The organism is Chachezhania antarctica (assembly GCF_003646465.1).
GTDB lineage: Bacteria > Pseudomonadota > Alphaproteobacteria > Rhodobacterales > Rhodobacteraceae > Chachezhania > Chachezhania antarctica.
Genome location: NZ_QZEX01000002.1, coordinates 383454 through 403844 on the forward strand (window position 1 = coordinate 383454; position 20391 = coordinate 403844).

General features: G+C 64.6%; 19 protein-coding genes. 8 read left to right on the plus strand and 11 right to left on the minus strand.

Features of this window, described 5'->3' with window-relative positions; translation table 11 throughout:
• The first annotated feature begins 28 nt into the window (after nucleotides 1–28).
• Both bmt and D4754_RS05595 read left to right on the plus strand, forming a co-directional pair.
• Nucleotides 29–1066, plus strand: a complete 1038-nt coding sequence (gene bmt, locus D4754_RS05590) for a betaine--homocysteine S-methyltransferase (protein WP_121061930.1) — start codon at nucleotides 29–31, stop codon at nucleotides 1064–1066.
• Nucleotides 1067–1169: 103 nt separating this feature from the next.
• The gene (locus D4754_RS05595; RefSeq protein ID WP_121061931.1) at nucleotides 1170–1604 is read left to right on the plus strand and encodes a hypothetical protein; all 435 of its coding nucleotides are present in this window, start codon (nucleotides 1170–1172) and stop codon (nucleotides 1602–1604) included.
• A 104-nt stretch (nucleotides 1605–1708) separates the two neighbouring features.
• Here the strand turns inward: D4754_RS05595 and D4754_RS05600 are convergent, their stop codons facing one another.
• The 3 genes from D4754_RS05600 to D4754_RS05610 form a co-directional block, all read right to left on the minus strand.
• Entirely contained in the window at nucleotides 1709–3025 is a 1317-nt protein-coding gene (locus D4754_RS05600; RefSeq protein WP_121061932.1) for a calcium-binding protein, read from the minus strand.
• 123 nt (nucleotides 3026–3148) lie between these two features.
• Complete coding sequence (locus tag D4754_RS05605; RefSeq protein WP_121061933.1) at nucleotides 3149–3805, minus strand: DUF1638 domain-containing protein; 657 nt, start codon at nucleotides 3803–3805, stop codon at nucleotides 3149–3151.
• A 242-nt stretch (nucleotides 3806–4047) separates the two neighbouring features.
• Nucleotides 4048–4755, minus strand: a complete 708-nt coding sequence (locus D4754_RS05610) for a corrinoid protein (RefSeq protein ID WP_121061934.1) — start codon at nucleotides 4753–4755, stop codon at nucleotides 4048–4050.
• Nucleotides 4756–4972: 217 nt separating this feature from the next.
• Here D4754_RS05610 and D4754_RS05615 point away from each other — a divergent pair, with 217 nt between their 5' ends.
• Nucleotides 4973–6052 carry a PA0069 family radical SAM protein gene (locus tag D4754_RS05615; protein WP_121061935.1) on the plus strand — a complete coding sequence of 360 codons (1080 nt, stop codon included), beginning with the start codon at nucleotides 4973–4975 and terminating at the stop codon, nucleotides 6050–6052.
• A gap of 110 nt (nucleotides 6053–6162) precedes the next feature.
• Here the strand turns inward: D4754_RS05615 and D4754_RS05620 are convergent, their stop codons facing one another.
• A complete protein-coding gene (locus D4754_RS05620) occupies nucleotides 6163–6954 on the minus strand; it encodes a DUF1013 domain-containing protein (protein ID WP_121061936.1) in 792 nt (263 codons plus the stop codon).
• Between the two features lie 123 nt (nucleotides 6955–7077).
• On the opposite strand from D4754_RS05620, the gene D4754_RS05625 reads away from it, so the two are divergent.
• On the plus strand, nucleotides 7078–7728 hold the full coding sequence (locus D4754_RS05625; protein WP_240453758.1) for a ribonuclease T2 family protein: 651 nt from the start codon (nucleotides 7078–7080) through the stop codon (nucleotides 7726–7728).
• On the opposite strand, the gene D4754_RS05630 is transcribed toward D4754_RS05625, so the two are convergent.
• The 3 genes from D4754_RS05630 to D4754_RS05640 form a co-directional block, all read right to left on the minus strand.
• Nucleotides 7712–8485: a Stf0 family sulfotransferase gene (locus D4754_RS05630; RefSeq protein ID WP_121061938.1), complete on the minus strand. Its 774-nt coding sequence runs from the start codon at nucleotides 8483–8485 to the stop codon at nucleotides 7712–7714. The genes D4754_RS05625 and D4754_RS05630 overlap by 17 nt on opposite strands.
• A gap of 30 nt (nucleotides 8486–8515) precedes the next feature.
• Nucleotides 8516–9355 carry a mechanosensitive ion channel family protein gene (locus tag D4754_RS05635; RefSeq protein ID WP_121061939.1) on the minus strand — a complete coding sequence of 280 codons (840 nt, stop codon included), beginning with the start codon at nucleotides 9353–9355 and terminating at the stop codon, nucleotides 8516–8518.
• Between the two features lie 258 nt (nucleotides 9356–9613).
• Nucleotides 9614–10474, minus strand: coding sequence for a hypothetical protein (locus D4754_RS05640; protein ID WP_163025787.1), 861 nt, complete (start codon nucleotides 10472–10474; stop codon nucleotides 9614–9616).
• A 338-nt stretch (nucleotides 10475–10812) separates the two neighbouring features.
• On the opposite strand from D4754_RS05640, the gene D4754_RS05645 reads away from it, so the two are divergent.
• From D4754_RS05645 to D4754_RS05655, 3 genes are read left to right on the plus strand one after another with little or no spacing between them, the layout of a single operon-like run.
• A complete protein-coding gene (locus D4754_RS05645) occupies nucleotides 10813–11208 on the plus strand; it encodes a VOC family protein (protein WP_121061941.1) in 396 nt (131 codons plus the stop codon).
• A gap of 29 nt (nucleotides 11209–11237) precedes the next feature.
• Nucleotides 11238–11552 carry a muconolactone Delta-isomerase family protein gene (locus D4754_RS05650; RefSeq protein ID WP_121061942.1) on the plus strand — a complete coding sequence of 105 codons (315 nt, stop codon included), beginning with the start codon at nucleotides 11238–11240 and terminating at the stop codon, nucleotides 11550–11552.
• Nucleotides 11553–11567: 15 nt separating this feature from the next.
• Nucleotides 11568–11936, plus strand: a complete 369-nt coding sequence (locus tag D4754_RS05655; protein ID WP_121061943.1) for a ribbon-helix-helix domain-containing protein — start codon at nucleotides 11568–11570, stop codon at nucleotides 11934–11936.
• A 33-nt stretch (nucleotides 11937–11969) separates the two neighbouring features.
• On the opposite strand, the gene D4754_RS05660 is transcribed toward D4754_RS05655, so the two are convergent.
• Together D4754_RS05660 and D4754_RS05665 are read right to left on the minus strand one after the other, a co-directional pair.
• Nucleotides 11970–13643, minus strand: coding sequence for an AMP-binding protein (locus tag D4754_RS05660; RefSeq protein ID WP_121061944.1), 1674 nt, complete (start codon nucleotides 13641–13643; stop codon nucleotides 11970–11972).
• Between the two features lie 413 nt (nucleotides 13644–14056).
• Nucleotides 14057–16360 (minus strand): xanthine dehydrogenase family protein molybdopterin-binding subunit, encoded by a 2304-nt coding sequence (locus D4754_RS05665; RefSeq protein WP_121061945.1) that lies wholly within the window; start codon nucleotides 16358–16360, stop codon nucleotides 14057–14059.
• 196 nt (nucleotides 16361–16556) lie between these two features.
• Between D4754_RS05665 and D4754_RS05670 the strand changes: the two genes are divergently transcribed.
• A complete protein-coding gene (locus tag D4754_RS05670) occupies nucleotides 16557–17657 on the plus strand; it encodes an AbrB family transcriptional regulator (RefSeq protein ID WP_121061946.1) in 1101 nt (366 codons plus the stop codon).
• 671 nt (nucleotides 17658–18328) lie between these two features.
• Here D4754_RS05670 and D4754_RS05675 read toward each other — a convergent pair.
• Both D4754_RS05675 and D4754_RS05680 read right to left on the minus strand, forming a co-directional pair.
• A complete protein-coding gene (locus tag D4754_RS05675) occupies nucleotides 18329–19645 on the minus strand; it encodes a TRAP transporter large permease (protein WP_121061947.1) in 1317 nt (438 codons plus the stop codon).
• Entirely contained in the window at nucleotides 19642–20211 is a 570-nt protein-coding gene (locus D4754_RS05680; protein ID WP_121061948.1) for a TRAP transporter small permease subunit, read from the minus strand. Before D4754_RS05680 ends, D4754_RS05675 begins: the two co-directional genes overlap by 4 nt.
• Between the last annotated feature and the right edge of the window lie 180 nt (nucleotides 20212–20391).

The following is a 20391-nucleotide window of genomic DNA, read 5'->3' on the forward strand; positions in this document are numbered from 1 at the left end:
TCCTGTTCCCCTCGTTCCGGTAGGTGCCATGACCGCAGCCCCCCCCTCTGACAATGCCCTGATCAAGGCGCTCGCCTCGAAGGAAGTCCTTCTGGCCGACGGCGCGACCGGCACCACGCTTTTCAACATGGGCCTGCAATCGGGCGACGCGCCGGAATTGTGGAACACGGACGAGCCCAAGAAAATCGCGGCGCTCTACCAGGGTCCCGTCGATGCGGGCAGCGACCTGTTCCTGACCAACACCTTCGGCGGCAATGCCTCGCGCCTGAAGCTGCACGACGCGCAGAACCGCGTGCGCGAGCTGAACCGGGTGGGCGTGGAGATCGCCCGCAACGTGGCTGACAAAGCCGAACGCAAGGTGATCGTCGCAGGCTCCGTCGGGCCCACGGGCGAGATCATGGAGCCGGTGGGCACCCTCTCCCACGCCGTCGCGGTCGAGATGTTCCACGAACAGGCCGACGCGCTGAAGGAAGGCGGGGCCGATATCGCGTGGCTCGAAACGATCAGCGCGCCTGAAGAATACAAGGCCGCGGCCGAAGCCTTCGCGCTGGCCGGCCTGCCCTGGTGCGGCACGATGAGCTTCGACACCGCGGGCCGCACGATGATGGGCCTGACCTCGGCCGGCATGGCCGACATGGTCGAAGAGCTGGACAATCCGCCCATCGCCTACGGCGCCAATTGCGGGGTCGGCGCGTCCGACCTGATGCGCACGGTGCTAGGCTTTGCCGCCAAGAACACCTCCCGCCCCTTCATCGCCAAGGGCAACGCCGGCATCCCGAAATATGTCGAAGGCCACATCCATTACGACGGCACGCCCGAACTGATGGCCGCCTATGCCTGCATGGCCCGCGACGCCGGCGCCAGGATCGTCGGCGGATGCTGCGGCACCACGCCCGAACACCTCCGCGCGATGCGCGAGGCACTGGATTCCCGCCCGCGCGACGAGGCGCCGACGCTGGAGAAGATCGTCGAGATCCTGGGCGGTTTCAGTTCCAACGTGGACGGCACCGAAGAACCCGGTGACGACACCCCGCAACGCACCCGTCGCGGCCGCCGCCGGGGATAGTCAGTTTTCGTCAACGGTCTGCGGCAGTTTTCATCGCAGCGGACAAAGCTAACGACGTGCGGTTTCCTGTTTCTGCCGGACGAAAATAGACAAGGGGCTCCAGATGGCAATCACTCTCGACGAAGTTCTGGCCCTGGGTGAATCCTGGTGCGATACGCTGCGCCACGGCGGAACCATCGCGGAACGCGAAGCCTTCTTTCTTCACCACCCGGCCCGGATCTACGTGCAGGAAAGCGGCGTCTCGATGACGCTCGACGAACATCATGCCTATCACGAACAATTCGCCTCGCAGCATCTCGTGCTGGGCGATTTCGTCCTTGCGCAGTTGTCGGACGAACCGGAACGCGTCCGGGCCATCGGGTCGTTCTACTGGGAAGCGCATTTCCCCGATACCGACGGCCGTCCGCCGCTGCGCTGCATCGTGGGCGAAGACTGGATCATCGAACGCACGCCTGAGGGGCTGAAATTCGTCCTGTGGATGAACACCCTGCATCATTTCCTGCCCGACAGCGCCGTCGACCGTCTGACGCTGGACTAGGTCGCGGGCAAACCCGACGCCGGGGTCCGAAAAACCCCGCCGAACCCATCGGTCCGGCGGGGAAGCTGCAGGCTGACGGGGGATGGCCCGGCCTGCGAGGGAGGTCAGTAGACGTCGAAGTCGGACGCCGTCATCGTCTCGGTAAAGCCGTGCAGCACGGCGATCTCTTCGCGGCCCTCAAGGTCCGACCAGTCGTCGTCGTAGAACAGTTTCGTCCGCTTGGCATTCGCCACCGCGACATAGGCTTCGACATCGTCGGCCAGTCCCCAGGCGACGTTGTTCATGCCGCCCTTGGAATAGATGATCTGGCCGTCATTGGCGCCCACGATGTCGGCAAGGTTCTCGATCGTGTCGAAGTCCCGGCTGTCCAGATCGCTGTCGCCCCGGCCCGATGCGTCCTCGGACGAGTTCGCGAAGTCGATCGCACCACCGTCGAGTATCGAGATCACGTCCTCGCCCGAGGTGAAGTCACGGATCTTGTCCTTGCCGGTGCCGGCGTCGAAGTGGAACTCGTCCTTGCCCTGGCCGCCTTCGATGAAGTCGTTACCGCCGCCGCCGCCAAAGATATCGCGGCCGCGGTTGCCGATCAGAGTGTCATCGCCATCGTTGCCGACCAGAAGATCGCCGCCCTTGCTGCCGCGCAGGAAGTCGTCACCCCCGCCGCCGAACAGGCTGTCACTGCCGCGCTGGCCCTTGACGACATCGTTGCCGATGCCCCCGTTGAAGGTCTGGTTCCCGCGGCCAAGGTCGGCCGTCTCGCCCAGCATGTCGGCCTGCATATCGACCGTTGCCATGGCCTGCTTCAGGCTGGCGGCTTCGATCTCGCCCGCCGTGGCCGGCAGAAGCTGGACGAACCCGTCCTGCGACCCGTCGACCTCGCCACCGGTGCCGCTGCCGATGCCATTCGGCACTTCCATGCCATGCAGCACGACTTCGCGCAGTTGCAGCGGCAGCAGGTCTTCGGCCGCATAATCGTTGCCCGTCACGATGCTGCCGAACAGGCTGTCATCGGTCAGATCGTAGGACCGGAAGAACGAGAAATCTCCCGACGCCGTGGTCGTGTCGAACCCGTCGCTGTCATTGACCAGCGACATGATGATGTCGCCGTAGCTGGGCACGCCTTCCAGAACCTCGACCATGCCGTCCTGATCGGTGTCATTGGCGATGGTGGGGGTCTGGCTGTCGATGTTGTTGCCGTCGCCGTCGAACAGGCCATGGATGTGCTGCACCACCGTCTGGCCCGAGGCGAAGCCGTTACCGGCCAGGCCCACGTCGAGCGTCATGTTCGCACGGTCGAGCGACAGCACGCCCTCGGCCGATACGCCCGAGGAGTTGAGCGTCGTGAAATCGACGCGGTAAACGGCATCGGCCGATTTCAGGCTGTCACGCAGCGATTCGAATGTCTTGCTTTCAAGCGCCATGGGTATCTCCATTGCTGTGGTACAAGAAGACACGGGGCGCAGAGACGATGAGTTTCAGAAAAAAGGTAAAAATCTGGGAAAAAGTTTGGCCGCAACATGGCGCGCCGCATTTATAGTTTTAAATCAGCGCCTTGCCGCCCAGTCCGACAGCGTCACTGCCAGGTCGCCATAGCCTGTGACCCGCCGTTCGAAGGCCAGGCCCAGCCTGTCAGCATGTGCGCGGGCCAGGTCCGTCAGCGCCGGATCATCGGTCTGGGCCTGGTAGACGAGCTTCTCGTAATGGGCAAAATACGTGTCCCGCAATTGCGGATACCGGTCGAGCCCAAGCGGCCGCCACACGAAGGCATCGAACTGCCGGACAAGGAAATCGGTCAGGTAGAAGGCCGTCACCTCGTCGCCGGCCCGTTCGGCGAAGCGGTCATTGCCTTCGAAGAACGCGTAGCAATGCGGGCCTTTCACCATTTCGACGCCCATCTCGGCGCACGCGGCCTCCAGGAGGCCCCCGGTGCCGCAATCGGCGTAGACGACGTAGATCCGGGCATAGTCGCCCCGATGCTTGTCCACCGCCGCGCGGACGGCGGGCACGATCTTTTCGGGGCGCGCGTGAAGGATCGCCGGCAGGCAGGTCAGCGCCATGTGTTCCCAGCCGTTCGCGTCCTTCAGATCCAGGATCTCCCGCGCCAGCGCCCCGCAGGCGATGAGCAGCACGCGGCCGTCTGACGGGGCCGCCGTGGGGGCGAGCCCGTCTTGGGTGAGCTTTTCGTCGGGCGGCAGGATCATGCTCGCGGTTTCCCGGTGGCCGTACTGGAACAGAGATAGGTATGCTCGGGCTCAGCACAAAGAGGGCGCCCATCTTCACGGACCCCGCCATCGCCTTTGCTGCCTGGGCCTGGCCGCCCCCCGCAGCAAGGGCAAGCCGCGCAGATGCGCGGGGCTGCGCCCCTTTGTGAGAGCGCCGCCCCCGAACCGGCAGCACGACAGCGGGTCCGCAAAGGTGGCTTCGGGTCGGATAGCCGCGAACGTTACGTGCCGGCGGCCATCTGGTTGTGCTTGCGGGCCATGAAATCCTTGGCGGTATCGACGGCCACGGCCGCATCGCGGCAATAGGCGTCGGCACCGATGGCCTTGCCAAATTCCTCGTTCAAGGGCGCGCCGCCGACGAGGATGATGTAATCGTCGCGGATACCCTGTTCCTTCATGGCGTCGATGACGACCTTCATGTAGGGCATCGTCGTCGTCAGAAGCGCGGACATGCCAAGGATGTCGGCGTCGAATTCCTTCACCGCCTCGACATAGTTTTCCACCGGGTTGTTGATCCCGATATTCATCACCTCGAAGCCCGCGCCTTCCATCATCATGGTGACAAGGTTCTGGCCGATATCGTGGATGTCGCCCTTGACCGTGCCGATCACCATCCGCCCGATGGTGGGCGCGCCGGTTTCGGCGAGAAGCGGCTTCAGGATGAACATGCCACCCTTCATCGCGTTGGCCGCAAGCAGCACCTCGGGCACGAACAGGATCCCGTCACGGAAATCCTTGCCGACGATGGTCATGCCGCCCACCAGCGCCTCGGTCAGGATCTTGTAGGGTTCCCAGCCGCGATCCAGCAGGATGTGCACGCTCTCTTCGATCTCTTCTTTCAGACCGTCATACAGGTCGTCGTACATCTGCTGGACGAGTTCTTCGTCATCCAGTTCCGACAGGACGATCTCGTCTTCTTCATCTGCCATGGCGCGTCTCCTTGAAGGCTGGCGCGTTCCAGTAATGCCATAACCCCTCTAAACACTGGTTAAATTCCGACCAGCATTCAACCGGGACCGACTTCCGTGCATTTCTGTCGCGGGCACAGGGCCCTGAAGGCGTTGCGCGGCTGCCCAGTGACTGGACGCGGTGCCCAGCCCGCAGGCACTGTTGCAAATGTTCGCTAAATGTTCCACTTCTGGACGCATGGAACAGGTACGGGGAATCGATCAAAAACGCCGCAAGGCGCGCGGGGCGGTCAGCAACACGCCCGGCCGGTTCGACAAGAACCGGGTGGAGGTCTGGGATGGCTGGGAGATCGAGGAAGACCGCCCCGGCTTCGCGACAATCGTCGAGGACGAGGTGCCGCGGAGCCTGATCAACTATGTCACCTCGCCCGATCTGCCCTTCGACCGGTCGATCAACCCCTACCGCGGGTGCGAACATGGCTGCATCTACTGCTTTGCCCGACCGGCCCATGCCTATCTGGGCTATTCGGCGGGGCTCGATTTCGAAACGCGGCTGATCGCGCGGCCCCGGGCGGCGGAGGTGCTGCGGCGAGAGCTGAGTGCGAAACGCTACAAGGTGGCGCCGATTGCCATCGGGACCAATACCGATCCCTACCAGCCGGTTGAGCGGGATCGCCGCATCACGCGCGGGTGCCTTGAGCTGCTGCGAACGTTCAACCACCCAGTGGCCATCGTCACCAAGGGCGCGCTGATCGAGCGGGACATCGATATCCTGGCGCCCATGGCGGCCGACGGACTGGCGCGGGTGGGCATCTCGATCACCACGCTGGACCCGGAGCTTGCCCGACGGATGGAACCGCGCGCGCCCTCGCCCGCGCGGCGGCTGGCAGCGGTCCGGCGGCTGGTGGAGGCCGGGGTGCCGGTGCGGCTGATGGTGTCGCCGGTGGTGCCGGGGCTGACGGATCACGAGCTGGAGGCGATCCTCGCCGCGGGCCGGGAGATGGGGGCCGAGACCGCCAGCTGGATCATGCTGCGCCTGCCGCGGGAGGTGTCGGAGCTGTGGCAGGAATGGCTGGCCGAGCATGAGCCGGGACGGGCGGAGAAGGTGATGGCACGGCTTCGGGAGATGCATGGCGGGCGGGATTACGACCCGCGCTGGGGGCACCGGATGCGCGGCGAAGGGCGATATGCGGAGATGATCGGGCAGCGTTTTCGCGCAGCGGCGAAACGGCTGGGCATGAACGGCGATGCGCCGGATCTGCGCTGCGACCTGTTCGCGGTGCCGCCCCAGGCGGGCGACCAGCTGTCATTGTTCTGAGGGGGGATCGGGGGATCTGCCCCTGCCGTCCTTCGGGCGACTCCCCCGAGGTATTTGAAGACCAATGAAGCGCGGGGGACGGTCGGGCGCAGGGCCCGACCGGTCCGGTATCAGCGTTTGTCGTCGTCTTCGGCGTCGTCTTCGTCTTCGTCATTGCCCTTGGGCAGGTTGAAAAAGTTTTCGGCGTCGATTGCCGGCTTGTCGCCGCCATCGTCGTCATCCGAGGCGTATCCGCCACCGGTGCCGGTCTCGCTGAGCGAGAAGGTTTCGAGCCCTTCAATCGCGGTGGGCATCCGAGGTTCGGCCGGCATGTCGAGCGATTGTTCGGTGCTCACCAGACGGCGGCGTTCGTCGTCGCTCATCAACGCGCCATCGGCGGCCTTCTTGGCGGCGGCCTTCTGCACGGCGGCGTCGAGTTCCGACTGCTTGCACAGCCCCAGCGCCACCGGGTCGATGGGCTGGATGTTGGCGATGTTCCAGTGGGTGCGTTCGCGGATCGACTGGATCGTGGGCTTGGTGGTGCCCACCAGTTTCGAGACCTGCGAATCCGCCAGTTCCGGGTGGAACTTGACCAGCCACAGGATGGCCGCCGGCCGGTCCTGCCGCTTGGACAGCGGCGTGTAGCGCGGTCCGCGGCGCTTTTCCTCGCCCACCGAGGCAGGATTGAATTTCAGGGTCAGCCGGTGAAGCGGATTGTTCTCCGCCTTGTCGATTTCTTCCTGGGTCAGCTGGTTGTTGGCGATCGGGTCGAATCCTTTCACGCCGGCCGCCACGTCGCCGTCGGCAATGCCCTGGACTTCCAGCTCGTGCAGACCCACGAAATCGGCGATCTGCTTGAAGCTGATCGTGGTGTTGTCCACCAGCCAAACGGCCGTGGCCTTGGCCATCAACGGTTTTGACATGTTGCGCGCCTCTTTCTTCGCATAAAGTTCACCCGTCGCCCGGATCGGGGCGGTCCCGGAATTTCCGGAACGAGTTACCTTTTGGGGAAAACGTTGGGCGTATATAGACGGGAGCTTTGTGGAATGAAAGAGGCAATGCAGGCATTGGGTGCGCTGTTTCTGGCCGTATTCGCGGCCGGAGCCGCCTGGGCCGGGGACGAAACGCCCGGGGATTTCGACTATTACGTGCTGAGCCTGTCATGGTCGCCCAACTGGTGCGCGCAAGTCGGCGATGCCCATGGGTCGGAGCAATGCGACAAAGATCGTGACTTCGGCTGGACGCTGCACGGGCTCTGGCCGCAATACGACAACGGCTGGCCGGACTACTGCAAGACGACGGAACATCCGCCCAGCCAGGCGATGACGCTGGGCATGGCCGACATCATGGGCACGGCCGGGCTGGCGTGGCACCAGTGGGAGAAGCACGGCACCTGTTCGGGCCTGTCGGCCGGCGATTACTTCGCGCTGTCGCGGCAGGCCTACGAGGCCGTGAACAGGCCCGCGATGCTGCGGCAACTGGACAAACCCGTGACCCTGCCCGCGTCGGTCGTGGAGGAGGCGTTTCTCGAGGCCAATCCCGGATGGAACGCGGACATGCTGACGATCACCTGCAAGGAAAGCGCCATTGCCGAGGCGCGGCTATGCCTGACGCGGGATCTGGATCCGCGGCCCTGCACGGGGCGAACGCTGCGCGATTGCACGGCGACCGACGCGCTGCTTACGCCGATCCGCTGACGGTCCTTGCCGCACGGTCGCGGCGGAAGCGGGCGATCCAGTCGGCGCTGGTGGCGTCGGACAGGCGCGCAACGCCGACCTGCACGTTCTTCGGCGCGGGCAGGCCCAGCTTCGCCGCGATCCGCGCCAGCGCGCCGGGGGGATCTTCGGCCAGGTCCTCGTAAGCGATCCTGAGCGGCGTGATGCCTTGTGCGTCGAACCATGGGTCCCAGGCGGCGGCCAGAGTCTCGAACTCGGCCAGTTGGGCGGCGATGCGATGGTAATCGTAGCCCTCGGGCTCCTGCGGGGCGAGGCGCTCGATCTCGGACCCGTCGGGCGCCTTGTGCCAGAGCCCAGTCTGACGCGCCCGCAGGTACGACACCGCCTGCGCCAGCGTATCCTGCCGCGACAGGTGGATGTAGGCGAGCCGCCCGAACGCGGCCTTCAGCCGCGCGCGGTCGTCTGGAAGGCCGGGATGGAGACGGCCGAGCATCCCGGTCAGACCTTCCACATCCGCGCGCATAAGGCGCAGGGCGAAGACCGGCGTACCCGCCCTGCCCTCGGCCAGGACATGATCGAGGTAGAGCCTGTCGAACACGTCCCCCGGCACAAAGGCACGCTCCGGCAGGTCCCAGGCCTTCAGCCAGTAGCGGCTGAAGGTGTTCTGGAAATAGCTGTCCGGGCTGCCTGCCGTGCCCATGGAGGCGAGCATATCGCACAGAAGCGTGCTGCCCGTCCGGGGCGTCCCGCAAAGGACATAGCCGTCGTAATCCGACATTCTCCCATGTCCCCTGCGGGTGCGCTGCGTCTACTCTGCCGCGTCCGCCTGCCCTTCGGGCTTGTAGATCGCGACGGTGTGGGGGAAGGGAATCGTGATGCCGGCCTTGTCGAAGGCTTCCTTCACCTCTTTCGTCAGCTTGAACTTCAGATCCCAGTAGTCATCCGCGCTGCACCAAAGCCGCGCCGTCAGATCGACGCTGCTGTCGCCAAGGTTCGTGACCCGCACCCACGGTTCAGGATCGGAATGGATGCGGTCATCTGCACGGGCCAGCGTGTCGATGATCCCGACGGCCGTGTCGATATCGTCGGCGTAATCGATGCCGAAGACCAGATCCAGCCGCCGGATCTTGTGGGCCGAGAAGTTGGTGATCACCGACCCCCAGATCTTGCCGTTGGGCACGATGATCTGGACGTTGTCGGGCGTCGCCATCTCGGTGAAGAAAAGGTTGATCTCCTTCACCGTACCCGACATGCCGCCTGCCTCGACATATTGTCCGACGACGAAGGGGCGGAACAGGATCAGCATGAAGCCCGCGGCAAGATCGCTGAGCGTGCCCTGAAGGGCCAGGCCGATCGCCAGCGATGCGGCACCAAGGGCGGCGACAAGGCTGGTTGTCTGGATGCCGAAGACGCCGAGGACGGCCATGATGACCATCAGCAGCAGGAACCATTTCACGATGCTGGACAGGAACTTGCCCAGCGTCGGATCCACGTTCTTCATCCGGTCCATGCGGCGTTGGACCCGTGCTGCAAGCCAGGCCGCCACGATCCAGCCGATAACCAGAACCGCCAGAGCCTTCAAAATGTCGAGGATCAAGGGCACCCAGGCGGCGACCATCGCCACATAATTTTCTGTTGCAGCTTCCATAATGAACTCCCGTATCAGTAATTGGCGATCAACCGCCGGGGTAAATGGCTTTAATCTGCCTTACCCTCACTTGCAGGCAAGTGTCTGGTCAATATCGGAAATACCGGGAGTTTCGGATCGGTCAGCACGCGACTGCGGCAGAGTTACAACAGCTTCCGGCTTCAGAACGTTGTTTTGGAATGAAAAAGCCGCCGGAAGAAGTCCGACGGCATCGATCGTGGGCACCGTCCACTGGTGCCTATGGACCGGACAGGGCGATCAGAATTCCAGCCGGGCCAGCAGGCCGAAGATCGGTGCCGGATCATAATCGGACTGTGAAACTTCGTTTCCGTTGGCGTCTTCGAACTTGAACTGACCGTTAACGGCAGCCCCCGCGAAACCGGTGATCGTCAAGGTGTCGCTGGGGGTCCAGCGGCTTGTCAGGACGATGGGGGTCGAGCTGTCGACGCCCGTTCCACCGGCCCGGCCGTGGGAGTCATCCAGCAGGAATTCGAACTCCTCGTACCGGGTTTCCAGCCCGAGTTCCCATGTGTCGGTGGCTTCGAACGCCAGGCGAAGGCCGGCGCCGCGGCTGGCGGCAAAGCCCGACCCGGTGGCCAGGCGCCACCGGTCGGAAAATTGCCAGTCGATCAACAGGAAGGGGAAAAATACGGTTTCGTCCAGAAGGCTGGTCTGCACGCCCATCGCGGGGCCGATCACCAGATCCGGCGACACCCGCCACATGATCCCGCCGATGGCCCCGTAGGTGAACCCGTCCGAAAGATCAGCGCCGCTTTCCGCCGCGTAGTTGATCTGGGGAACGATGAAGGCGGCGCTCCTCTCCCCGACCGGGAACCGAATTGGAAAGGACACCTTCAGTTCGTTCACGTCGATCGACGACCGCCCGACAAACCCGCTGCCGAAGGAGTAATTCGTCTGCCCGCCACCGATCTCGATCCCGACGGACGACACTCGCGACTGGGCGATCATGCCGCTGGCCTGGAAGTAGCTGCGCGACCACTGGAAGGTATCGCCGTTCTTCATGTCGACTTCCGTCGACCCCTGGAAGGCCGCAGCGCCACTGAAGGCTGCGGACGGCGCGATGTCTTCAGGCTGCGCGACGGCGGCGGTGCCTGCCACGACGGGAAGCGCAAGCAGGCACAGGTGTTTTCTGAAAGAGAGCAAAGGAAGCCCCTTCTTGGTGTACGGGGAGGTTGAGGCGCAGCGATATCAGGACTGGCGGCAGCGAAAAGTGAATTTTTTGTAGAGGGTTGGAAGCTGGCGACGTTCTGCTGGCGGACCGTTTCAAACCGGACCGGCCGGTCTGAGCTTTCCATTAGGTAGGTCTGCACAGGGATCGTCAAGCCTGCCCGCCGTCTGGACGTGGCGTGAACATGCCCGAATGCCGGACAGGTATTATCCCCCTAATACCTTCGCGTTCTGTGCCTGTGCTAACCTTGTGCAGAAGGAGCGAAAAAATGGCAAAACTTGTACATTCCATGGTCCGTGTGCTGCACGAACAGACGTCGATCCGCTTTTACGAGGAAGCGTTCGGCTTGCAAGTGAAGGACCGGCTCGATTTCGACACCTTCACGCTGGTCTACATGGTCTCGGAAGGCTCAGCGTTCGAACTGGAGCTGACCGTCAACAAGGACCGGACGGAACCTTACGATCTGGGGGACGGCTACGGCCATATCGCCTTCGTGGTGGAGGACCTCGAAGCCGCCCGCGAGCGCACGATCAAGGCCGGCGCCGAGCCCCGCGATATCGTCGATTTCCGCCCCGGCGGAGAACGGCTGGCCAGGTTCTTCTTCGTCGCGGACCCGGATGGCTACCAGATCGAAGTGATCGAAAAGGGTGGCCGCTTCACCTGAGCACAAGCAGACATAAACGGGAGGAAACAATGCTTTATCAACTGAACTTCACCGTCGAATACGACGCGACCATGGCACAGCAGGGCCTGCTGGGGGTCTGGGCCGAGGAGGCGGAGGCCGCCCTTGGCGCCAAGTCCGCGGGCGTCGTCAAGGACCTGTGGAAAGTGGTCGGCGAACGCAAGGTGCTGGCCATCGTCGAGGTCGACAGCCCCGACACGCTCGACCAGATCCTGTTCGATTTGCCAATCATGCAGAAGATGGGGCACCATGTGAACGTCGAGGTGAAATCGCTTCGCCGGTATGAAGACTTTGCCGACGACGTGAAGGAACGTCTCGGCCGCTGAAGGGGAAATATCGAGATGTGCCAGCTGTTCATCGGCGCCGATCCCGCACTCTGGGCATCTCATACAAGGTCATTCCGCATGGACGGGATGGTCACCAGCGTCCGCCTTGAGGAGCTTTTCTGGCGCACGCTCGAATCCATCGGCGCGCGGGACGGCCTGACCGTCCCGCAGCTGCTGCACCGGCTTTACAACGAAAGCCTGGATGCCGGGCACGACGTGGGCAATTTCACGTCGTTCCTGCGGGTCTGCTGCCTGCGCTACCTGGACCTTCAGCTGCGCGGGCTGATCCCGCTCGAAGATCATGTGAACCTGTCGGTGCTGCCCGCGCAGGATATCCTCGACATCGAAGACCGCGCCCGCCTGTCCAGCGCCCCGCGGCTCTAGGCGAAACGCGCCCCCTGAGGAGCGCGCTCAAGGTCAGCTCGCGTGGGCGAGCTTTTCCATCTCTTCCTTCTTCAGCGCCTTTCGGTCCGCCTTGCCCACGGGGGTGTGCGGCAGCTCGGTCCGGAATTCCAGCTCGCGCGGGATTTCGTGCCGGCCCAGCTTGTCTTCAAGAAAGCCCTGCAAGTCCTTCAGGGAAAAGGATTTCGCACCTGCGTTGAGTACCACGAAGACCTTGGCGCTTTCGCCGCGGTAATCATCCGGCACGCCGATGGCCATCGCTTCGGACACCGCCGGGTGCAGATGCACGGCCTGTTCGATCACCAGCGGGTACACGTTGAACCCGCCCGACAGGATCATGTCCTTCTTGCGGTCCACCAGGAAGAAATACCCGTCCTCGTCCATGTAGCCGATATCGCCGGTCAGGAACCAGCCGTCGCAGAAGGCGGCCTCCGTCTCTTCGGGCTTGTTCCAGTACTCTCGGGTCACGTTCGGCCCCATGATCGCCATCTCCCCGGTCTCGTTCGGGCCCAGCGTCTTGCGGGGGTCTTCGACATCGACGATCTTCAGGTCGAGCCCGGGCAGCGGAATGCCGATGGTGCCCAGCTTTTCGTCCGGCATGGTCTTGGGCACGTTCGTCCCTGCGGGCGAGGTTTCGGTCATCCCCCAGCCGCCGCGCAGCTTCAGGCCGGTCAGCTGCTTCACGCGGTTGTAGACCTCGACCGGCAGCGGTGCCCCGCCCGATCCGATGTATTCCAGCGAGGACAGGTCCCGCTTGTCGATATCCGGGATCTGCAACGCGGCGATCCATGTAGTGGGCACACCACCGAGCGAGTTGATCTTCTTCTCCTCGACCTCGCGGATCGCCGTTTCGGCATCGTAGCGCAGCCGCAGGTACATCACCCCGCCCTCATGGGTGCGCTTCAGCAAACCGGCGGTCAGCCCCATGATGTGGAACAGCGGCGAATAGACGAGGCTCGATTTCCCCGGAAGCGAGGCGGGATCGTCCTTCGAGTTCTCGGAATAGATCAGCACCGCCGCGGACAGGTTGCGATGGGTCAGCACCGCTGCCTTGGGCACGCCCGTGGTGCCGCCGGTGAACTGCAACAGCGCCATGTCGGCGGATGTGACAGGCACCGGGTCATAGGCAGCCCCTTCGTGACCGGCCAGGAAATCGGCCACCGCCACGGCCCCGTCGGTCACCGGGCACGCGCGCCCCTGCCCCGAGATCGGGTCCGGGCACTGCACCAACGTCGGCGTCTCGACCGAGGCAATCAGCGGCCCGAAATGGCGCGCGAATTCGGGTGTCGTCAGGCTGACCACCAGCTTGGCGCCGCTTTCATGCAGCTTGTGCGCGATCTCGCGGTCGGCATCCAGCGGCGACAGGTGGGTCACCGCGCCGCCCGCGACCATGGTGGCGAAGAAGAAGATCGGATGCCACGGGCAGTTCGGCAGGTGCAGCGCGACACGGTCGCCCTTTTCTATCCCGAAGGCCTTCAGCGCCGCCGCGACCTCGGCCACTTTCGCCTTCATCTCGGTATAGGTGAAACTCTGGCCATAGTACTCGATGAAAAGCTGATCGCCCCAGGTGTCGAAAGCTTTCGTCAGGATCGCCGACAGCGTGGTATCCTCTGGCACATAGTCCGGCCGGATCCCGTCACGGTAGTGCTTGTGCCACGGGCGCGAGCCCGGTTTGATCGTCATGGTCATGGCGTCCTCCCGCAGTGCGAAACTTTGTTTCGCAGAATTGCGGGCAAGCTATTCGGATATTCTCCACCCTGCAACCGTCTGCGAAGCATCGCACGGTATATGCGCGGGAAAAGTCGTGCCGATCACTCCGGTCAGGCGTGGCAACGGCGTTTGACCGAAAGAACGGGGGCTCTCCCCCCGCACCCCCGAGGTATTTGGGGACCAAAGAAGCCCCCTTCTTCTTTTCCCCAAATACTCCCGCCGGAGGCGGTGCAGCGCCGAAACAGGCACGCCGCCCGGAAGGTGCCAGCGCCGTTCCGCGCCACCGCCCCCGGCGCGTCAGCGCCGGATCGCGCCCGAGCGCGGGTCGCCGGATGCGGCACGCATCCGGCGAGGGAGGCGGGCGGGCCCGCCGAGGGCGCGATTGTCTGCCGTCAGGCCGCCGTGTCCTCTGCCGCCTTCAGCGCCGACCAGACGCGGCCGGGGGTGGCGGGCATCGCGAACCCCTCGACCCCCAGTTGCGCCATGGCGTCGGTGATGGCGCTCATGCCGGCGGCCAGAGCGCCGACCGTTCCCGCCTCGCCCACGCCCTTGGCGCCGTAGGGGTTGATCCGCGTGGGCACCGGCTCGAACCCGCAATCGAGCGGCGGCATGTCCGAGGCGCGCGGCATCGCGTAATCCATGAACGTGCCCGACAGAAGCTGTCCGTCGGCGGGGTCGTAGACCATCTCCTCGCACAGGATCTGGCCCAGCCCCTGCACCACGCCGCCCTGCACCTGGCCCTCGGCAAGCTGCCGGTTCATCACCGTGCCGATATCCTCCACCCCGGTATAGGAGACGATCTCGCAGAACCCCGTCTCGGGGTCGATCTCGACCTCGCAGACATGGCACCCGTTGGGGAAAGTCGGCGCCTCGGGCGCGAAGCTGCCTTCGCCCACCAGCCGGATCCCGCGTTGGGCGGCGCCCTCGGCCACCTGTTCAAGCGTCAGCACATGGTTCGTCCCGGCAATCCGGAAGGTCCCGGCCGCGTATTCGACATCCGACGGGTCCGCGTCCAGCATGTCCGCGGCCGCTTTGCGCGCGACCTCGACCAATTTCGCCATGCCGTCCTGAAGTGCCGGCGCGCCTTGCGGCATGCCCGCAGACCCGCCCATGCCTTTGCCCGCGGCCTGCACATCCGTGTCGCCCTGGTGGTATTCCACCTTGTCGGTCGGGATTTGCAGTGCCTCGGCGGCGAGATCGGTCATCACCGTCTCGATCCCCGATCCGGCGGAATAGGTGCCCATCGCCAGAAGCACCGACCCGTCGGCTCGCAGCTCGACGTTCGAGACATCCTGGCCCGGGTTGCCGTATAGACCGCCCGCCGTCTCGATGCACATCGCAAGGCCCAGGCCCCGCACCCGGCCCTTCGCGGCCGATGCCGCCGCGCGCTGGCCATAGGTCGCAAGGTCGGCGCGCGCAATGCCTGCGTCCATGATCCGTTCGAAATCGCCGCAATCGTAGTCGAAGATGAACGGGCTCTTCCAGGGCATGGCATCCGCGGGGATCAGGTTGCGGCGGCGCAGGTCGATCCGGTCGAAGCCGCATTGCCGGGCCGCCGCGTCGATCAGCGATTCCACGGCCAGCGTCGCCTCGGGCCGGCCGGCCCCGCGATAGGGCGCGGGCGGCACGGTGTGGGTCAGGTAGCCTTCGATCCGCCCGGCGATCAGCGGCGTCCGGTAGACACCCGCGGCGCCGCCGAAATTCGCGACCATCACGGCCGAGCGGGTTGAGACATAGGCACCCACGTTCAATTCCACCCCGAAGCGCATCGCGGTGAAGGTGCCGTCTGCGTCCATGCCCAGTTCGCAGGTGAAATGCATGTCGCGCCCCGCCTCGTCGATCAGGAAGCTTTCCGCCCGGGTCGCCGTCCAGCGCACGTGGCGGTCCAGCTTGCGCGCGGCCCAGAAGAGGGTGCATTCCTCGCGCAGTGGCCCCGATTTCATGCCGAACGCGCCGCCGACATCGCCGTTGTGGCAGCGGATGTCCTGCGGCTCCATTCCGAAGGCATTCGCCAGCGCCGGGCGCAGCGCCATCGGGTTCTGGTGGGAGCAGACCATCTCCATCCGCCCCCCACCGATGGGACCGGCCAGCGCGGTGCGCGGCTCCATCGCCACGGCCGTCACACGGCTCACGGGCACCTCGATCCTCACTGTGTGGAATGCGGAATCGATGGCCTCTCCCGCCGCGTCCCAATCGCCCCTGCCCCATGTCATGCAAAGGTTGCCGGGCCGGTCGTCATGGACCAGCGGCGCGCCATCGGCCCTTGCCGCCGCGATGGTGGTGACGGCGGGCAGTTCTTCCAGGTCGAGCACGACCGCTTCGGCGGCGTCCTGCGCCTGTGCCCGGCTTTCCGCCACGACCAAAGCCAGCGGTTCGCCAAGGAACCGCACGCGGTCGGTGGGCAGCAGATCGCGCGGGGTGGCGCGCCATTCGGTGCCGTCGTGGCCGGGGATCTTCATGGGAACGAAGACCGGCCCCACCCCGTCGGCCGATAGGTCCGCACCGGTGAAGACGGCCATCACGCCGGGCATGTTGCAGGCCGCGTCGATATCGACCGACTGGATCCGGGCCGACGCCATGTCGGACCGCACGAAGCAGCCGAACAGCACGCCATCCACGGCACGGTCATCGGTGTAATCGCCCGTCCCCGTGACCAGCCGCAGATCTTCCTGCCGGCCCTTTCGCTGTTCCGTCATGGCCGTTGCCCTCCTTCGGAAACTTGATTACTCGATGTTATGCACGCTGACCGAAAAGTAAAACCTTCGGCCCGCATACCGGTGTATCGCGATGTCCCGTCCGACGATCCATGGGCGTGCACAGGCAGTACGCCATGGCGATCGGCGGCGGTAAAGGCATGATCCACGACTACATCCACGAAAGACCGGGCGCCACATGAGAACCATCCGTATCGCCGGTGAAGAGATCTATCCCCTGATGCTTGCGACGGTTTTCAGCGTCGGGATCGTGGGCGGATTCGCTGCGAAATTCGCCGGGCTGCCGATCCCGATGCTTCTGGGATCGGTCGTGACGGTGGGGGCGCTGTCGATCTTCGGGTTCAAGCCCGGGGGCCATCCGCCCAAGGTTCCGTTCTGGCTGCGCCTGTTCTTCATCCCGATCATCGGCCTGTCCATCGGATCGGCCTTCACCCCCGCGGTGCTGGAGGAAGTGCGGCTGTGGTGGCCGTCGCTTCTGGCGATCTTCGTCTACATTCCGCTGGCGCATTACGTGGGCTATCGCGGATTCATGGTGACGGGCGGCCTGTCGAAGGTCACGGCCTATTATTCTGCCGTGCCGGGCGGGTTGCTGGAATGCATCCAGATGGGCGAGGAGAACGGCGCCGACGTGCAGATGCTGACGGCGCTGCAATTCCTGCGTCTGATCCTGACGATCCTTCTGGTGCCGCTGGCCTTCACCATCGTGAACGGCGGCGCGGTGGGATCCGCCGCCGGCGCCGCGATATCGCTGCCGGGCGTGCCGTTCACGGCCGAGGAGCTGTTCTGGCACGTGGTCGTCGGCGTCATCGGCTTCTTCGGCGGACGGAAGCTGAACCTGCCGGCCTACCTGATCACCGGACCGATCCTTGCCTCGGGCGTGGCCCACCTGACGGGGCTGCTGGAGGCCGCGCCGCCGGTCTGGCTGATCAACGTGACCCAGCTGATCATCGGCGTGGCGCTGGGGACGCGCTTCGTGGGGATGGTGCCGCGGGCCTTTTTCGGGTCGCTCTACCTCGCGTTCCTGAACATCTGTTTCACCATGATCCTTGCCATGGGCGCGGGGGTCCTGATGCACGAGATCGTGGGCGAGCGGGTCGAGGCCGTGGTGCTGGCCTTCGCTCCCGGCGGGCTGGCCGAGATGTCGCTGGTGGCGTTCTCGATGAACATCTCGGTCCTCTATGTCACGACGCATCACGTGGTCCGGATCATCCTGTCGGTCGCGGTGGCCAAGGCCTTTGCCGGCACGATTCCGCGGGGGGATGGTGCGGCACCGCCGTAGGGGAGTCTGCCCCCGCCCTCGCCTGCGGCGCGGGCTCCCCCGGAGTATTTGAGGAAAGAAGAAACATGGGGCGCGTGCGTTGTCAGCGGTTCTTGAAGACTGCGGGGTTTGTTGGAACTGCGCATTGAGGTGCGCTGCCGCGATGGTGATGGTCTTCGATGCGGCCCAAGCGATATAGCGCACGGCGGGATCGACGCAGCGCCGGACAAGCGGTTCGCGCCCTCCTTGCCTGGTGCGCGAACCTGGTCGCCATGCGTGTCCGCGCCAGGTGCCAGCCAGCAAGACCTCGCGCAGGCCCGGCAGGTCTCGGGCGCGATGCGGCGCAGGTGCACCGCGGACTTGCAGATAAACCAAACATGTTAAACAATGGGTTCGGGTAATGAGTGGGGGGCTCGCCGTGCTACGCGGTGGGTCCCACGTTACCCCGGTGTCAGGCCGGGTCTCACCCTTACCCCTCCATCCATTCGGATCCGGCGCCGCGGTCCGCGATCTGGATCATGCTCTACGACATCGGAGCGCGCCATTGATCTGGGGCGCGACGTTGGCAGCGAAGCAGCGGTCGACCTGATCCTTGAGTATCCGCTGTTCGTCGGTCAGGACAACCATGCGCTCAACGCTCCCGCCCCGGCAGCGGGCTGCCGGGGCGGGGTACGGGCGTCGCCAGCCATTGCCTACCTGCCGTAGAACAGGTTCGGCAGGTAAAGCGCAATGTTCGGGATCAGGATGATCAGGAACAGCCCCAGCAGCGTCACTAGCACGTAGGGCACGACCGAGGCATAGATATCCCCCATCGTCACGCCGGGGGGTGCCACTCCCTTCAGGTAGAACAGGTTGAACCCGAAGGGTGGCGTCATGTAGCCGACCTCCATCATGATGATGAACAGGATCCCGAACCAGATCGGATCGAAGCCCGCCGCCGAGATGATCGGCAGGAAAACGGGCAGTGTGATCAGCATGATGCCCACCGGGTCCAGCACCATCCCGAAGAGGAACAGCACGAACAGCATGAAGGCCAGCGCACCCCATTTGCCGCCCGGAATGTAGCCCATCAGGTTCTGGATCAGCCCGTGTGCGCCAAGCGCCGTGTAGGCGGTGGAAAACGCGTGGGCCGCGAACAGGATCCACATCACCAGCGCCGTAAGTTTCAGGGTGGAAATCGCGGCGTCGTGAATCACCCCCCACGACAGCTGCCGGTTCACGAAGGTCGCGAACATGGCGCCGAAAACGCCGATGGCCGCGGCTTCCGTGGGCGTGGCAAAGCCGCCGAAGATCGCACCCAACACGATGGCCACGATCAGCACCGGCAGGATCACGGCCTTGAGCGAGGCGATCTTCTTGCCCCAGTCGCCGCGTTCTTCCTTGGGCAGCGCCGGGCCCATCTCGGGCTGGATCCAGCAGCGCACGCCGATATAGATCGACACCAGCACGAAGAGCAGGATGCCGGGCCCCACACCCGCCGCGAACAGCCGGCCCACCGATACCTCGGTCAGCAGCGAATAGAGGACCATCAGGATCGACGGCGGAATAAGAATGCCCCAGCCGCCGCCCGCGTTGATGGCGCCAAGGGCCAGTTTCTTGTCGTAGCCACGCTCCAGCATCTTGGGCAGCGCGATGGTGCCCATCGTCACCACGGCAGCACCCGAAATCCCGGACATGGCGGCGAAGATCACGCAGATCAGCACCGTGCCAATGGCCAGGCCGCCGCGCAGACCGCCCCACCACTGGTGCATCATGTCGTAAAGGTCGTTCGCGACCCCGGATTTCTCCAACAGGATCGCCATGAAGACGAAGAGCGGCACCGCCATCAAGGTGGGCGATTGCATCGTCTCCCACATCTTCGAGGCCAGCAGATAGAAGCCCAGCGGCCCCATCTCGTAATACAGGAACACCACCGAAACACCGCCAAGCACGAAGGCCAGCGGCGTGCCCAGCAGCACGAACAGGATCAGCGACCCGAAGAACAGGAGCGTTAGGAGTTCGACACTCATTCCTGGATCTCCCCGGGTTTTTCGGGATGGTGCGGTTCATCGACCGCCTGCGTGCCGAAGACGGCATCGTCATTCTCAAGCCCCATCAGCACCCGCACATCGGACCAGAGCCGCACCATCCCCTGCAGGAGCAGCAGCGCGGCCGCGACCGGGATCAGCGATTTCGTGGGCCAGAGCGGCGCCTTCCACGTGGAGTTCGACCGTTCCATGTCCGCGATCGCCTCGGACGCGAGGTCATAGCCCTGCCACAGCAGGGTGCCGACAAAGAGCAGGAACAAGGGCCACGTGATGATGTCGATCAGCGCCTTCCGCTTGCGCGAGAACGAGCCGTAGATGATGTCGACGCTGACATGGCCGCGTTCGGCCATCAGGTAACCGCCCCCGATGATGGCGTAGACGCCGAAGATCAGGGTGGCCAGCTCCGCTGTCCAGATCGTGGGCTGCCCGACCAGGTAGCGCATGACGACATCCGCCAGCAAAAGCACGAAGATGGCCAGGACGCCAAGCGACGCCCATTTCCCGATCTCCCGGTTCAGGCGCGTGATTGCGCGCGCAAGATTCTGCATGATCTGCTTCGAAGCTCCCCAATGGTCAGGTCCGGAACCACTCCCTGCCCCGTTCGCAATCGCGGACGTCAGCACGTGCGTGTCCCGGCCCCTGCGGCCCGTGCACCGGCCGCAACAGATCTTCAGCCGCGAGGCGTTCGCGGCTCCGCCGGTTCCCGGCGCGGTGAGGACCGGGACGCG